At 66.9% G+C, this 14,634-nt stretch carries 13 protein-coding genes; 9 read left to right on the top strand and 4 right to left on the bottom strand.

Translation table 11 applies throughout. From position 1 onward, the window contains the following. Positions 1 to 20: 20 nt before the first annotated feature. Positions 21 to 1,376, bottom strand: coding sequence for an oxygen-independent coproporphyrinogen III oxidase (hemN, locus tag AB6A69_RS12975; RefSeq protein ID WP_371061083.1), 1,356 nt, complete (start codon positions 1,374 to 1,376; stop codon positions 21 to 23). A 70-nt stretch (positions 1,377 to 1,446) separates the two neighbouring features. Here hemN and fnrL point away from each other — a divergent pair, with 70 nt between their 5' ends. Beyond that, positions 1,447 to 2,193, top strand: coding sequence for a transcriptional regulator FnrL (gene fnrL, locus AB6A69_RS12970; protein WP_371038174.1), 747 nt, complete (start codon positions 1,447 to 1,449; stop codon positions 2,191 to 2,193). 49 nt (positions 2,194 to 2,242) lie between these two features. Here fnrL and AB6A69_RS12965 read toward each other — a convergent pair whose 3' ends face one another. Then, the gene (locus AB6A69_RS12965) at positions 2,243 to 3,082 is read right to left on the bottom strand and encodes a universal stress protein (protein ID WP_371061082.1); all 840 of its coding nucleotides are present in this window, start codon (positions 3,080 to 3,082) and stop codon (positions 2,243 to 2,245) included. A gap of 201 nt (positions 3,083 to 3,283) precedes the next feature. Here AB6A69_RS12965 and ccoN point away from each other — a divergent pair, with 201 nt between their 5' ends. From ccoN to ccoP, 4 genes are read left to right on the top strand one after another with little or no spacing between them, the layout of a single operon-like run. Continuing rightward, complete coding sequence (gene ccoN, locus AB6A69_RS12960) at positions 3,284 to 4,894, top strand: cytochrome-c oxidase, cbb3-type subunit I (RefSeq protein ID WP_371061081.1); 1,611 nt, start codon at positions 3,284 to 3,286, stop codon at positions 4,892 to 4,894. Between the two features lie 13 nt (positions 4,895 to 4,907). Continuing rightward, positions 4,908 to 5,633 (top strand): cytochrome-c oxidase, cbb3-type subunit II, encoded by a 726-nt coding sequence (gene ccoO / locus AB6A69_RS12955; RefSeq protein ID WP_371055229.1) that lies wholly within the window; start codon positions 4,908 to 4,910, stop codon positions 5,631 to 5,633. A 9-nt stretch (positions 5,634 to 5,642) separates the two neighbouring features. Beyond that, positions 5,643 to 5,861 (top strand): cbb3-type cytochrome c oxidase subunit 3, encoded by a 219-nt coding sequence (locus AB6A69_RS12950; RefSeq protein WP_371055228.1) that lies wholly within the window; start codon positions 5,643 to 5,645, stop codon positions 5,859 to 5,861. Next, positions 5,858 to 6,742, top strand: coding sequence for a cytochrome-c oxidase, cbb3-type subunit III (gene ccoP / locus AB6A69_RS12945; RefSeq protein WP_371038179.1), 885 nt, complete (start codon positions 5,858 to 5,860; stop codon positions 6,740 to 6,742). The genes AB6A69_RS12950 and ccoP overlap by 4 nt, the downstream gene beginning before the upstream one ends. A 384-nt stretch (positions 6,743 to 7,126) precedes the next feature. On the opposite strand, the gene AB6A69_RS12940 is transcribed toward ccoP, so the two are convergent. Then, entirely contained in the window at positions 7,127 to 7,987 is an 861-nt protein-coding gene (locus tag AB6A69_RS12940; RefSeq protein WP_371061080.1) for a sulfotransferase domain-containing protein, read from the bottom strand. Between the two features lie 340 nt (positions 7,988 to 8,327). Between AB6A69_RS12940 and AB6A69_RS12935 the strand changes: the two genes are divergently transcribed. From AB6A69_RS12935 to ccoS, 4 genes are read left to right on the top strand one after another with little or no spacing between them, the layout of a single operon-like run. Beyond that, the gene (locus AB6A69_RS12935; protein ID WP_371061079.1) at positions 8,328 to 9,881 is read left to right on the top strand and encodes a cytochrome c oxidase accessory protein CcoG; all 1,554 of its coding nucleotides are present in this window, start codon (positions 8,328 to 8,330) and stop codon (positions 9,879 to 9,881) included. After that, positions 9,878 to 10,339, top strand: a complete 462-nt coding sequence (locus tag AB6A69_RS12930) for a FixH family protein (RefSeq protein ID WP_371061078.1) — start codon at positions 9,878 to 9,880, stop codon at positions 10,337 to 10,339. Before AB6A69_RS12935 ends, AB6A69_RS12930 begins: the two co-directional genes overlap by 4 nt. 4 nt (positions 10,340 to 10,343) lie before the next feature. Beyond that, positions 10,344 to 12,539 (top strand): heavy metal translocating P-type ATPase, encoded by a 2,196-nt coding sequence (locus AB6A69_RS12925; RefSeq protein WP_371061077.1) that lies wholly within the window; start codon positions 10,344 to 10,346, stop codon positions 12,537 to 12,539. Then, entirely contained in the window at positions 12,536 to 12,694 is a 159-nt protein-coding gene (gene ccoS, locus AB6A69_RS12920) for a cbb3-type cytochrome oxidase assembly protein CcoS (RefSeq protein WP_371038184.1), read from the top strand. The genes AB6A69_RS12925 and ccoS overlap by 4 nt, the downstream gene beginning before the upstream one ends. Before the next feature lie 17 nt (positions 12,695 to 12,711). On the opposite strand, the gene AB6A69_RS12915 is transcribed toward ccoS, so the two are convergent. Continuing rightward, positions 12,712 to 14,232, bottom strand: coding sequence for a serine hydrolase (locus AB6A69_RS12915; protein WP_371061076.1), 1,521 nt, complete (start codon positions 14,230 to 14,232; stop codon positions 12,712 to 12,714). Between the last annotated feature and the right edge of the window lie 402 nt (positions 14,233 to 14,634).

The following is a 14,634-nucleotide window of genomic DNA, read 5'->3' as shown; positions in this document are numbered from 1 at the left end:
CTGTCCAGAGCCCGCCCGCGTCAGATGGCAGAGGAGTGGCCGGCCTTGTCGAGTTCGTAGGCGTCGAAGGCGCGCGCCACCATGCGGGTCAGCGGTCGCGCCTCGGGCGGGATCGAAAGCCCGTCGGGCGTGACCCTGAGCAGCCCCCCGAAGGCCGCCTGCGCCTCTGCGAACATGGCCGAAAGCCGCCGACGCGACACGCCGAAGCTGTCGGCGATCTCTGCCGCGTCGATGCGGAAGTCGCACATCAGCGCCTCGATCATCCGGCTGCGCAGCTTGTCCTCGTCGCTGAAGACGTGACCGCGCGAGGTCGAGAAGCGCCCCTCGCGGATGGCGGTGGTGTGCGCAGAGGTGGCCGGCGCGTTCTGCGCATAGCCCTGCGGAAAGCGCGAGATGGACGAGGCGCCGACGCCGATCAGCACCTCGGCGGTGTCGTCGGTGTAGCCCTGGAAGTTCCGGCGAAGCCGCCCCTGCCGCGCCGCGACGGCGAGACCGTCCTCGGGCCGGGCGAAATGGTCGATGCCGATCTCTTCGTAACCGTCCCAGGCGAAAAGCTCCCGCGCCGTGTCGAAGAGGTCGAGGCGTTCCTGCGGTGTGGGCAGCGCGTCGGAGGGAATCATCTGCTGGCGCTTGGCCATCCAGGGCACATGGGCGTAGCCGTAAAGCGCCACCCGGTCCGGAGAGAGCGACAGGAGCTTCTGCACGCTTTCGGTGATCCGCGCGCGGCTCTGGTGGGGCAGGCCGTAGAGAATGTCGGCGTTCAGGCTCGCGACGCCACGGGCGCGAATCGCGTCCACCGCGTCGCGGGTCGCGTCGAAGCTCTGGATGCGGCCGATCGTGCTCTGGATATGCGGGTCGAAATCCTGCACGCCGATCGAGGCACGGTTCATGCCCGCCGCGGCGAGCGCGTCGAGCCGGGGACCGTCGATCTCGTTCGGGTCGATCTCGACGGAAAACTCGTAGTCCTCGGCGAAGGGCGCGATCTCGGCGATGGCGGCGGCCAGTTCCTCCATCATCGGCGCGGACAGCAGCGTGGGCGTGCCGCCGCCCCAGTGAAGCCGCGCGAGGCGGACCCCGCCCGGCAGGGTGTCGCGAAGCAGCGCCAGTTCGGTCTTCAGCGTTTCGAGATAGGCCGCGACGGGCTTTTCGCTCTGGGTGCCCTGCGTCCGGCACGCGCAAAACCAGCAAAGTCTGCGGCAGAACGGCACATGCACGTAGAGCGAAATGGCGCTGCCTTCGGGAATCGCACCGATCCAGTCCGCGAAGTGTTGCGGATCGACGCCGCCACCGAAATGGGGCGCTGTGGGGTAGCTGGTGTAGCGGGGCACCTTCGCGTCGAAGAGTCCCAGCTTTGCAAGTTGTGTTCGGCTGTCCATGTCACTAAAATTAGACAATGAGGGATGTGGGAACCTTGACTCAGATCAACCAGCGAGAGCGACCGATCACATGCTCAACGACACCATGAAACCGATCTCGCAGGCATGCTCGGATTGCCCCATCCGCCACCGCGCTGTCTGCGCGCGCTGCGACACCGACGAGCTCGATCGCCTCGAAGAGATGAAATACTACCGCAGCTTCGAGGCGGGGCAGACGGTGATCTGGTCGGGCGACCGCATGGATTTCGTCGGCTCGGTCGTCTCCGGCATCGCCACGCTCACGCAAACCATGGAAGACGGCCGCACCCAGATGGTCGGCCTCTTGCTGCCCAGCGATTTCGTCGGACGCCCCGGCCGCGAGGGCGCGGCCTACGACGTCGTGGCCACCACCGACATGGTGATGTGCTGTTTCCGCAAGAAGCCCTTCGAACAGATGATGGAGCGCACGCCCCACATCGCGCAGCGGCTTCTGGAAATGACGCTGGACGAACTCGACGCGGCGCGGGAATGGATGCTGGTCCTGGGCCGCAAGACGGCGCGCGAAAAGATCGCGTCGCTCCTGTCGATCATCGCGCGGCGCGACGCGACCTTGCAACTTCGGGGCACGCAAGGGCCCCTCGTCTTCGATCTTCCGCTGACGCGCGAGGCGATGGCCGACTATCTCGGTCTCACGCTCGAGACCGTGAGCCGGCAGATGTCGGCGCTCAGGCGCGACGGCGTCATCGAGCTTCAGGGCAAGCGCCACGTCACGGTGCCCGATTTCGGGCGCCTGATGGAAGAGGCGGGCGACGACAGCGACGGCGGCATGCTGGTCTGACCGGGTCGTGCCCCGCCGGCCGCAAAACGCGGCCGGCGCCCCGCACGGTTCAATGCGCCATGAAGAGCGGCAGCGGAGAATTCTCCAGCATGTTGCGCGTCGCGCCGCCGAGAATGGCCTCGCGGAAGCGCGAGTGCCCGTAGGCGCCCATCACGATCATGTCCGCATCGACGTCCAGCGCGTGGCGCATCAGCACGTCCGAGATCTGCGGCATCGTCTTCGACAGCACGTCGATCTCGACCTTCACGCCGTGACGGGCGAGGAACTGCGACAAAAGGCCGCCCGGATCGGACCGGTTCGGCCCGTGCGCCGGCGGATCGACGACGACGATATGCACGGTGTCGGCCGCGGACAGGAACGGCAGCGCGGCGCGCGCCGCCGAAAGCGCCTCGTCGCCCTCGTCCCAGCCCAGCAGGATTCGCTCGGGCCGCGTCTTGGCAAGCCCGTCCTCCGGCACGACGAGGACAGGCACATGGCCGTCGAACAGGGCGCCTTCGATCACCGGCTCCAACTCCGCGCCACGGTCCTCGCCATAGGGTTTGGGCAGGATCACCAGGTCGGAAAAGCGCGCGTGCATCGCCACCTGGCGGCCGATATCCGCAAGCTGGGCGACACCCGTCTCCACGTTCCAGCGCACGTCGCTCTTGCCGAGCGTGTCGCGCACGTGCTGCCCCGCCGCCTCTGCGTCGCGCTGGGCGCGGGCGATCGTCTCCTGCAGGATCATCGCGTTGGCGCCCGCGTAGTAGTAGCCGGTCTGCGTTCTGTCGACGCCCATGCACATCGCCTCGAGATGCGCGTCCCAAGCCTGCGCCAGCGCCACGCTCGCCTCGAGCGGCGGTTTTGAAACGCCGGTGTCGGTGACGACGGTCATCAGTGTCTTGTAGCTCATCTCGTCCTCCAGATAGACTTCGTTCGTGGACCGTAGGGTGCCAGACGGCGTGCGACCTTGATGCGCGTCAACCTTGCCGGCCCAACGCATTGATGCAGATCAAGGCGCGCGGGGCCGCGCCTGTACATGAAAGCTGACACAGACACCCGCCCCCGCGGAGCATGACCCGTGCGGGCAGAACGACCGAAGGGACGACACCTTATGGCGAATTATCTGAAGCTGATCGTGCTCGGCCTGATCACGCTCTTCGCGATGATCGCGGCCAATTTCGCGCGCGACGCGGCCTATCTGGTCCATGCCATCCTGATCATGCTGGTCTCGGGCGGCCTTTTCCTGTGGGTCTTGCGGAACACGGAGGAGGACACCGTAAAGCCCGACCTGTCGGGGCAATACATGGACGGCGTCGTCCGCGCGGGCGTGATCGCAACGGCGTTCTGGGGGATCGTGGGCTTCCTGGTGGGCACCTTCATCGCCTTCCAGCTCGCCTATCCGGGTCTCAATTTCGACTGGGCGGAAGGCTACGCCAACTTCGGCCGCCTACGCCCGCTGCACACCTCGGCGGTGATCTTCGCCTTCGGCGGCAACGCGTTGATCGCGACCTCGTTCTACGTGGTCCAGCGCACGAGCGCGGCACGGCTCTGGGGCGGTGATCTGGCCTGGTTCGTCTTCTGGGGATACCAGCTCTTCATCGTGCTGGCCGCGACCGGCTACCTTCTCGGCGCCACGCAGTCGCGCGAATACGCCGAGCCCGAGTGGTACACCGACTGGTGGCTGACGATCGTCTGGGTGGTCTATCTCGCCGTGTTCCTCGGCACGATCGTGAAGCGGAAAGAGCCGCACATCTACGTCGCCAACTGGTTCTACCTCAGCTTCATCGTCACGGTCGCGATGCTGCACGTCTTCAACAACCTGTCGGTGCCGGTCTCGATCTTCGGCTCGAAGTCCGTCTCCGCCTTCTCGGGCGTGCAGGACGCGATGACGCAGTGGTGGTACGGCCACAACGCGGTGGGCTTCTTCCTCACCGCCGGCTTCCTCGGCATGATGTACTACTTCATCCCGAAGCAGGCGGAGCGGCCCGTCTTCTCCTACAAGCTCAGCATCATCCACTTCTGGGCGCTGATCTTCATCTACATCTGGGCCGGTCCGCACCACCTGCACTACACCGCGCTGCCCGACTGGGCCTCGACGCTGGGCATGGTGTTCTCGATCGTGCTCTGGATGCCCAGCTGGGGCGGCATGATCAACGGCCTGATGACCCTTTCGGGGGCCTGGGACAAGCTGCGCACGGACCCGGTGATCCGGATGATGGTGATCTCGGTCGGCTTCTACGGCATGTCCACCTTCGAGGGGCCGATGATGTCCATCAAGGCCGTGAACTCGCTGTCGCACTACACCGACTGGACGATCGGCCACGTGCACTCGGGCGCGCTCGGCTGGAACGGCATGATCACCTTCGGCGCGCTCTACTTCCTCGTGCCGCGGCTCTGGAACCGCGAGCGGCTCTACTCGCTGAGCCTCGTGTCCTGGCACTTCTGGCTCGCGACCATCGGCATCGTGCTCTACGCCGCGTCGATGTGGGTCACCGGCATCATGGAGGGCCTGATGTGGCGCGAGGTGGACGCGAACGGCTTCCTCGTGAACAGCTTCGCCGACACCGTGGCCGCCAAGTTCCCGATGTACGTGGTCCGGGCTCTGGGCGGGGTGCTCTACCTCACCGGCGCGATCATCATGTGCTACAATCTCTGGATGACCGTCCGGCGGTCCCCGGCCAAAGAGGCCGCGGGCACCCCGGCGGCCGTCCCGGCCGAATAAGGAGGGCCGAGGCATGGCAATTCTCGACAAGCACAAGATCCTCGAGACCAACGCGACTCTGCTGCTGATCTTCTCGTTCCTGGTCGTGACGGTCGGGGGGCTCGTGCAGATCGTGCCGCTCTTCTACCTCGACAACACGATCGAGGAGGTGGAGGGGATGCGGCCGTACTCGCCGCTCGAGCTTACCGGCCGCGACATCTATGTCCGCGAGGGCTGCTACGTCTGCCACAGCCAGATGATCCGGCCCATGCGCGACGAGGTGGAACGTTACGGCCACTACAGCCTCGCTGCCGAGTCGATGTACGACCGCCCCTTTCAGTGGGGCTCCAAGCGGACGGGGCCCGACCTCGCCCGCGTGGGCGGGCGCTACTCGGACGACTGGCACGTGGACCACCTGCGCGACCCGCAGTCGGTGGTGCCGGAATCGGTGATGCCCAAATACGATCACCTGGAGCGCACGCTGATCGACGCCCAGTATATCGAGGACCTGCTGGGCACCCACCGGTTCCTGGGCGTTCCCTACACCGACGAGATGATCGAGAACGCGCGCGCCGACTTCAACGCGCAGGCGGATCCGGATGCCGATCACGAGGGGCTGCTGGCGCGCTATCCGAAGGCGCAGACGCGCAACTTCGACGGCCAGCCCGGCATCTCCGAGGCCGACGCGCTGATCGCCTACATGCAGATGCTGGGCACGCTGGTGGACTTCTCCACCTTCACGCCCGACGAAAGCCGCTAGGAGGACGCGATGGAGACCTACTCCGCATTGCGGGGCTTCGCGGACAGCTGGGGTCTCTTGGCGATGTTCGTGTTCTTCATCGCCGTTGTGATCTGGGTGTTCCTGCCCAGCCGCAAGAAGGCGCTGGAGGACAGCAAGACCATTCCCTTCCGCTACGAGGACGCGCCAGCGCCGGACGCCGGCCGCGATGACGACGAACCCGCCGAGAACGAGGAGGCGCGGAAATGAGCAAGTCGCCCAGACAGAAGAAGCACGAGCCGGAAACCACAGGGCACGAATGGGACGGGATCGAGGAATACAACAACCCGCTGCCCCGCTGGTGGCTCTGGATCTTCTATGCCACGATCGTGTGGGCCATCGGCTACACGATCGCCTACCCGGCCTGGCCCGGGATCAACAAGGCGACGCCGGGCCTTCTGGGCTATTCGAGCCGGGCGGAAGTGGCCAAGGAGCTTGCCGAGGCCGAGGCGGCGAACGCGGGCATCAACGAACGGCTCGTCAGCGCGCCGCTCACCGAGATCGGCGACGACCCCGAGTTGCGGCAATACGCGGTGCAGGCCGGCGCGTCGGTGTTCCAGACCTGGTGCGCGCAGTGCCACGGCTCGGGCGCGGCGGGCGTGCAGGCGGCGGGCTATCCCAACCTGCTCGATGATGCGTGGCTCTGGGGCGGCACGATCGAGGATATCCACACCACGATCGCGCACGGCATCCGCAACGAGGACGACCCGAACGCCCGCTGGTCGCAGATGCCGGTCTTCGGAGAGATCCTGTCGGAGGACGAGATCCACCAGGTGACCAACTACGTCATGCAGATGTCCGGCCAGACGCCGCAGGACGCCGCGGCCACCGAAGCCGGCGCCGAGGTCTACGACATCAACTGCTCGGCCTGCCACGGCGCCGAAGGCAATGGCGACAAGTGGCAGGGCGCGCCGGCGCTCAACGACGCGATCTGGCTCTATGGCGGGGATTACGAGACGATCCACGAGACCGTGACCTACTCGCGCTTCGGCGTCATGCCGCCGTGGCAGTCGCGCCTCGACGAGCACGAGATCCGCGCCGTGTCGCTTTACGTCCACCAGCTGGGCGGCGGCGAGGATAGCCCCGAGTGACGGGGTAGAGAACACCCGGGGGCATCCCTGCCCCCCGGGCCCAGCGCCGGCATCCCGTCCTGTTCGCGCGTTTCCCGGGATGCCGGCGCGATTTTCCGGCAAAAGATACGTCAGCTCCTCATCGGCGCGCCTGCTGAACCTGCGGAGTGCACGTGTTACGTCCCCGACATAAAACAGGGGCGCATCACAACGCCAAGGCGGTTTTTCACGTCGCTGAGGGTTCTTTGGATGCGCCCGGACCTGGAACCCAAGCGCCGCGACACTTTCCAGCCACGTGCTGCGTCGCGACATTCCTCGAAAAGAGCCTTTTTGATTTTCACTAATGGGAGTGAGCTGGAGGCAGCTTTCGAGGAAACTCGCGAACCGACGCGAGCCGCGTGGAGATTATCTGGAAGATTTATCGCCAAATCTCTGGCGCAATAGTGGGCCGGGGCGTTCGTTGAAATTGAAATCGGGTCCGAGCACTTCCGTGAGATGCCGGTTGGGTTCTTCAAAGTACTGGGCGAGCATTTCTATGGTTTTCTCTGGGACATCACTCCACCTTCCGACATTCCGTCGTGTATCGGGCGGCGGCTCCATTGCTGGCAAATCCAGAAAATCGAAGATCCGCCCCAGAGCCTCGCCGGGTGAGGACGATAGCATATCGCTTCGCAGAAACAGGAAGCTCTCCTCCGGAAAAAAGTCCCGCCAACGAGCGATCTGCTCATGATAGACGCCACGCTTGCGATAGGAAAACCGTCTGTACGGTATGCTGTAATAGCCGGGATCATCATACATCCTCTGGACTTCCCCGGATAACCGTTCCTCCTCTGCGGCGAGGGCGTCGTCAAGCTTCAGATGTTCATGGCCTCTTTTGAGGCAATGAAAGTAGTGCGAAAGAGTACGTTCGACGGGGTCGCGCAGGAGTACGACGAACTTAGCGTTCGGAATCGTGTTCCTGGCGCGTTCGGGAACAAGGGGATGAAAGAGATAGATGGGCGTGCAGTCGCCGGCACTTGTTCGTATCCCTTGTCTGTCAGTCTTGCCGTCGAAGGGAAAGTGGGCCCTGTACCAATCGAGACCCTTGTGAAAATGGCGGTCTAGGAAATGGGTTTCCTGTGCGCCTACTGACATGCCAATATTCGGGTGAGACGCGAGCATGTGATACAATGAGGTCGTGCCACATTTTTGGCCGCCGATGATTGCAAAGTCCGGTAGTTTGACTGGCCGAAACCTGTTGACTATTCGTTGAATTCGATGTCGCAACTCTACAGTCCTTTTCGACCCTTGCCCGAAATTGTCCCAACTTCGAACGTGCCCTCTGGACCCACTTTTGGCAATGGCGGCCTGACGGAAGGTCGTGGTTGCGCGACCTCGGCACGCCGCTCGTCACCGGCCGGCCTGCGCGGCACGGACCGCATGCATGCCCAAGGCGGCGCTTGCGCCGCGTGTCGCGCGACCTGGTGCCCGACACGACTGCGGCACGAGGCCGCAGCGCAACGCGAATAGGTGGATCACAGATACAGGATTTGATGCAGGTCAAAGCTCGCGCGGCCCCGCCCTGAGACAAGACCGTGACGCATTCCCAGACCGCTGGAGACATTCCGTGAGTTCCACCGACCAAGAGCCCCCCGTCCTTTACGCCGCGCGCGAGCCGATCTTCCCGCGCCGCGTCTCGGGCCGGTTCCGCAACCTCAAATGGATCATCATGGCGGTGACGCTGGGCATCTACTACATCACGCCCTGGATCCGCTGGGACCGTGGCCCGAACCTGCCCGACCAGGCGGTTCTGATCGATCTCGCGAACCGCCGGTTCTTCTTCTTCTGGATCGAGATCTGGCCGCACGAGTTCTATTTCGTCGCCGGTCTGCTGATCATGGCGGGGCTGGGGCTCTTCCTCTTCACCTCCGCGCTCGGGCGCGTCTGGTGCGGCTATACCTGCCCCCAGACGGTCTGGACCGATCTCTTCCTGACCGTGGAGCGCTGGATCGAGGGCGACCGCAACGCCCGGCTGCGCCTGCACAGGCAGAAGAAGCTGGATTTCCGCAAGGCCCGTCTGCGGCTGACGAAATGGGTAACGTGGCTTCTCATCGCGGTGGCCACGGGCGGGGCGTGGGTCTTCTATTTCGCGGATGCGCCGACCCTTCTGGGCAACCTCTTCACGCTCGACGCGCATCCCGCGGCCTACATCACCATCGCGATCCTGACCGGCACGACGTTCCTCTTCGGGGGCTTCGCGCGCGAGCAGATCTGCATCTATGCCTGCCCCTGGCCCCGCATCCAGGCCGCGATGATGGACGAGGAAACGCTGACCGTCGCCTATCGCGCCTGGAGGGGCGAGCCGCGCGGCAAGCACAACGTGCGCCGCGTTTCGGTCAAGGAGGCACAGGCCGCCGAAGAGCAGGCCCAGGCGTCCGGCGAAGGCGCGGTGAGGTATGCGCCCACGCCCACGCCCGAAGCGCCCACCGGCACCCGGAGCGAGGACCAGGAGCAGGAGGCCGGCGACTGCATCGACTGCATGGCCTGCGTAAACGTCTGTCCGATGGGCATCGACATCCGCGAGGGCCAGCAGCTCGAATGCATCACCTGTGCGCTGTGCATCGACGCCTGCGACGACGTCATGGAGAAGATCGGCAAGCCGCGCGGCCTGATCGACTACATCGCGCTCTCGGACGAGCGGCGAGAGCGCGAGGGGATGGCGCCGCGCCCGGTGTGGAAGCACGTTCTCCGCCCCCGCGTGGTCCTCTACACGACGCTCTGGGCGATGGTGGGCCTCGGCCTCGTCTTCGCGCTCTTCGTTCGCCCCGACATCGAGATGACCGTGGCGCCGGTGCGCAACCCGACCTACGTCACGCTGTCGGACGGATCGGTCCGCAACACCTACGACGTGCGGCTTCTGAACAAGCATGGAGAGGATCGCCCCTTCCGCGTCTCGCTCACCGGCCACCCGCAGCTGCGCATCCAGCTGGAGGGCACGCCCTACGAGACCGTCGAGGTGCCCGCCGACACCACCTTCCTGCAGCGCGTCTACGTCGTTGCGCCGCCGGGATCGGAGCCGGCCACCGCGGAGCGCACCGACTTCCGCTTCTGGGTCGAGGATCTCACCAACGCGGAGCGTGCGCATAACGGCACGATCTTCTTCGGGAGGGCCTCGGATTGAAACCTGAACGCGAATTCACCGGGCGGCATGCGCTGGCCATCTTCGTCGGCGCCTTCACCATCATCATCGGCGTCAACCTGGCGCTGGCCTGGAACGCGGTCTCGACTTTCCCGGGCCTCGAGGTGAAGAACTCCTACGTCGCGTCGCAGAACTTCGACGCCCGCCGCGAGGCGCAGGAGGCGCTCGGCTGGGACGTCTCGGCCGCCTTCGAGGACGAGACGCTGGTGCTGTCGGTGCGCGATGCGGAGGGCCGGCCGGTGCAACTCGGCCAGCTGGAGACGACCATGGGCCGGGCCACGCATGTGCGGGACGACTTCACGCCGGAGTTCAGCTTCGACGGGCGCGACTACGTGGCGCGGACCTCGCTCGCGAGCGGCGTCTGGAACCTGCGCATGCGGGCGCAGGCGCTCGACGGCACGCCGTTCGAGCAGCGCATCGAGATCTACGTGCGGGGCTGACCAGGTGAACACCGCGGCCCGCCCCTCGGCCTGTCCCGCATGCAGCGCCGCGCCCGCGGCGGAAGACCTCGCCGCGCGCGCACCCCAGAAGAACGCGCGGATCGCGCTCTCGCTGCCGACGATCCACTGCGCGGGCTGCATCACGACCGTCGAGAAGGGACTTTCGGCATATCCGGGGGTGCATTCCGCCCGGGTGAACCTGACGCTGAAACGCGCCTCCGTGGAGGCCGATCCGGACGTCACCGCCGAGGACCTCACCGGGGTGCTCGACCGGCTCGGCTACGAGGCGCACGAGCTCGATGCCGGCACCCTTTCGGCGACGGAAACCGACCGCGCGGGCCGCGACCTGATGATGCGCCTCGCGGTGGCCGGCTTCGCCTCCATGAACGTGATGCTGCTGTCCATCGCCGTCTGGTCCGGCGCGGAAGGCGTGACGCGCGACCTCTTCCACTGGGTCTCCGCGGCGATCGCGCTTCCGGCCATCGCCTTCTCGGCCCAGCCCTTCTTCCGCAACGCCTGGGCGGCGCTGTCGGCGGGACGGCTCAACATGGACGTGCCGATCTCGCTCGCCATCCTCCTCGCGGTGGTGACGTCCCTGTGGGAGACCTCGCTTTCGGGCGAACATGCCTATTTCGACGCGGCCATCGCGCTCACCTTCTTCCTGCTGGCCGGCCGGTTCCTCGACCACCGCACCCGGGCCGTGGCACGCTCGGCCGCCGAGGAGCTTGCCGCGCTCGAGGTGCCGCGCGCGCTGCGCGTCCGCGACGACGGCGGAACCGAGCAGGTCGCCATCGCCGAGCTTGCCGCCGGCGACCTGGTGCTGGTGCGGCCCGGCGGGCGCATGCCGGTGGACGGCGAGATCGTGGAGGGCGCCTCGGAACTCGACCGCTCGCTCCTCACCGGAGAGACGCTGCCCGTCCGCGCCCAGCCCGGCATGGCGGTCAGCGCGGGCGAGGTGAACCTGACCGGCCCGCTTACCGTGCGTGCCACCGCCGTGGGCGAGGAAAGCTCGCTTCACCGCATGGCCGAACTCGTCGCTGTCGCCGAATCGGGCCGGTCGCGCTACACCTCGCTCGCCGACAAGGCGGCCAAGCTTTACGCGCCCGGCGTTCACATCCTTGCCGCGCTTTCCTTCGCGGGCTGGTTGCTGTGGTCGGGCGATCTGCGCATCTCGCTCAACATCGCGGCGGCAGTGCTGATCATCACATGCCCCTGCGCGCTGGGCCTCGCCGTGCCGGCGGTGACCACCGCGGCCTCCGGGCGTCTGTTCCGCAAGGGGCTTCTGATCAAGAACGCCACCGCGCTCGAGCGTCTGGCGCAGGTGGACACCGTTGTTCTAGACAAGACGGGGACGCTGACCGCGGGCACGCCGGTGCTCACGAATCTCGACGCGCATGAAGGCCAGGACCTCGAAATCGCGCTTGCCCTCGCCGAAGGCTCTGCGCATCCGCTCTCGCGCGCGCTGGCGGAAGCGGCGCGGGCGGCGGGGGTGAAGCCCGCCCCGGGTATCGAGGCGTTGGCCGAGGTGCCCGGCCACGGCACCGAGGCGCGCTGGCAGGGCCGTCGGGTCCGGCTGGGCCGGGCCGACTGGGTCGGGGCCGAGACCGGCGAGACGACCGCAGCCTGGCTGTCGATCGAGGGGCGCGATCCGGTGGCGTTCACCTTCACCGACCGGCTGCGCGAGGGGGCGGAGGCCGCCGTCGACGCGCTGCGTGCGGACGGGATGCGGATCCTGCTCTTCTCGGGCGATTCCGCTGCGCCGGTGCGCGACCTGGCCGACCGGCTGGGGATCGCGGAGTGGACCGCGGGAATGCGGCCCGAGGACAAGGCCGCGCGGGTCGAGGCGCTTTCGGCCGAGGGTGCCAGGGTGCTCATGATCGGCGACGGGCTCAACGACACGGCCGCGCTTGCCGCGGCGCATGCCTCGATCTCGCCGGCCTCGGCGCTCGACGCCGCGCGCGTCGCCTCCGACATCGTGCTTCTTGGCGGCAACCTGGAGCCGGTGGCAGACGCGATCGCGGTGGCGCGGTCCGCCACGAAGCGGATCCATGAAAACTTCAGCCTGGCGACGATCTACAACGTGATCGCGGTGCCGATCGCGGTGATCGGCTGGGCGACGCCGCTGGTCGCCGCCTTGGCGATGTCCGCCTCGTCGATTACGGTGTCGCTGAACGCATTGCGGCTGAGGGGACGCTCATGAACATCCTCGCCTACCTCATCCCGATCTCGGTGTTCCTGGGGGCCGTGGGCCTCGCCTTCTTCGTCTACACGGTGCGGTCGCGCCAGTACGACGATCCGGAGGGCGACGCGCGGCGCATCCTGTCGGACGAATACGACGACCACCCCAAACCCTGAGCCACGCGCGCCGCGCGTCAGCTGGGCGGGCCGACCATGAAGCAAGTGGTGCCGCGCGCCTGGAGACGCCGGCAGGCGCGGTCCGCCCCGTCGCGCGTCAGCCCGTGGAAGTTGGCCTCGAAACCGCCGTTGCGCTGCACGACCTTCCGCAGCGCCCCGTCGAGTGCCGACATCTCCGCGAGCGCGGTGGTGAGCAGAACCTTCTCTGCGCTCGTGCGCGTCGGATACCGGCCGAGGTTGACGCCCCATTGCCGCCCGCCCGACGTGGAAAGCCGCGTGACGACGCGGTCTTCCGCGGTCTCCGCCGCGCGCTCGTTCGCGGCGGCGCTGGCAAGTTGCAACGTCTCGGGACGCGTCTCCGGCGGGACGCTCGCCTTCGGCGCGACGCCTGCCGTGGACGCCGCCGCGCCGACGGGTTGGGCGGGCTCTGCCCTGACGGTCTCGGCCACGATCTCGGCGACTTGCTCGTCCGGGTCGCCGACCACCGTGGCGAGCACGTCGCTTACCGAGGCATCCAGCACTTCGGCCACGGCGCTGTCGATCACCTGCGCGCTGGCGACCGCCACCGGGACGGTCTCGGCCGGCCGCGGCCGCGCCATCGGCCGCACCGAGCGCGCGACGAGCCCGCTGACGCGGATTTCCGTGCCGCTGGCGCCGCCGGGGCCGGTATTGCCGAGATAGGGCGGGCGCGCGGGCCGGTGGACCGCGACCCGCGTCGGCGCCCGGGCGAACCCCATGTCGAGCAGTTCGGCCACGCGCTGGTTGCGCCATGCCGTGGAGTGGCCGCCGAAGACCGTCGCGATGATGCGCTCACCGCCCCGCTCGGCGGAGGCCACGAGGTTGAAGCCCGCGGCGCGCGTGTAGCCGGTCTTGATCCCGTCGGCGCCCCTGTAGGCGTCGAGCAGGCGGCGGTTCGTGTTGGGCACGGTCTTGACGCCCGCATGGGTCGAACGACGGGAGAAGAGATTGTAATACTCGGGGTAGTCGTAGAAGAGCTGCCGGCCCAGGATCGTCATGTCCCGCGCGGTGGAAAGATGCCCCTCCTGGGTGAGGCCATGGGCGTTCTTGAAGGTGGTGCGCGTCATCCCGATGGCCTTGGCCGTGCGGTTCATGCGCCGCGCGAAGGCGGCCTCGGAGCCCGAGATCGCCTCGGCCAGCGCCGTCGCCGTGTCGTTGCCGGATTTCACGGCGGCCGCGCGGATCAGATAGCGCAGCTTGATCTTCTGGCCGGCGCGCAGGCCGAGCTTCGAGGGCGGCTCTGCGGCGGCCTTGCGCGAGATCGTCACCAGATCGTCGAGACCGATCTCGCCGTTTTCCACCGCTTCGAACACGACGTAAAGCGTCATCATCTTGGTCAGAGAGGCAGGATGCAGGCGGGTGTCCGCGTTGCGCGAGTGCAGCACTTCGCCGGTGCGCGCGTCCATCACCATCGCCGCATAGGGCGCCGCGGCGGCGCTGAGTGGCACCACCACGACCAACCATACGAACGCAATGAAATACAGGCCCCACCGGGCCGGTTGCCTGCGTACCCGCGCCATCGCTGTCCCGCCTCGTCTGCTCGCGCCGCCGGTTTCCGGCTGGCAATTGTTGTGACGGAAAGTTACCACAGGAAGAACGGCGAATAAAGCACGACATAGGAACGATTTTTCGGCCTGAAGGGACGCAGGGCGTCCCAAGATGTGGGGCCTGCGCGTTGCGAGGGCGCAATACCTTTCCCCCGGTCCATCGCATGGCGGGTCGAAGCGGCGACCGCGACCAATCGCCCCGCATGTCGCGGCCGTTTTCCCGGCGCCGTCATGCAGACAGACGCGAAGCGCGAGGCCCCGGGCCTGGCATGAACCGGGCGCGGCGCCGGACATGCCCTGCAACGGCGGGGACCCTTCTGGCCGGAAACCATGATGCTGCCGACCGGACGCCCCCTTTTCAGTGCGCCCCGGTCA

Source organism: Rhodosalinus sp. 5P4 (assembly GCF_041365695.1).
In the GTDB taxonomy this organism is placed as follows: Bacteria; Pseudomonadota; Alphaproteobacteria; order Rhodobacterales; family Rhodobacteraceae; genus Rhodosalinus.
The sequence above is the reverse complement of the archived record's forward strand: the minus strand, read 5'-3'. Positions and strand labels throughout refer to the sequence as shown.

What these genes read in the sequence shown, in the direction of transcription:
- hemN (WP_371061083.1), bottom strand. Translation starts at nt 1,376, where the DNA reads ATGGACAGCCGAACACAACTTGCAAAGCTGGGACTCTTCGACGCGAAG.
- fnrL (WP_371038174.1), top strand. Translation starts at nt 1,447, where the DNA reads ATGCTCAACGACACCATGAAACCGATCTCGCAGGCATGCTCGGATTGC.
- AB6A69_RS12965 (WP_371061082.1), bottom strand. Translation starts at nt 3,082, where the DNA reads ATGAGCTACAAGACACTGATGACCGTCGTCACCGACACCGGCGTTTCA.
- ccoN (WP_371061081.1), top strand. Translation starts at nt 3,284, where the DNA reads ATGGCGAATTATCTGAAGCTGATCGTGCTCGGCCTGATCACGCTCTTC.
- ccoO (WP_371055229.1), top strand. Translation starts at nt 4,908, where the DNA reads ATGGCAATTCTCGACAAGCACAAGATCCTCGAGACCAACGCGACTCTG.
- AB6A69_RS12950 (WP_371055228.1), top strand. Translation starts at nt 5,643, where the DNA reads ATGGAGACCTACTCCGCATTGCGGGGCTTCGCGGACAGCTGGGGTCTC.
- ccoP (WP_371038179.1), top strand. Translation starts at nt 5,858, where the DNA reads ATGAGCAAGTCGCCCAGACAGAAGAAGCACGAGCCGGAAACCACAGGG.
- ccoS (WP_371038184.1), top strand. Translation starts at nt 12,536, where the DNA reads ATGAACATCCTCGCCTACCTCATCCCGATCTCGGTGTTCCTGGGGGCC.
- AB6A69_RS12915 (WP_371061076.1), bottom strand. Translation starts at nt 14,232, where the DNA reads ATGGCGCGGGTACGCAGGCAACCGGCCCGGTGGGGCCTGTATTTCATT.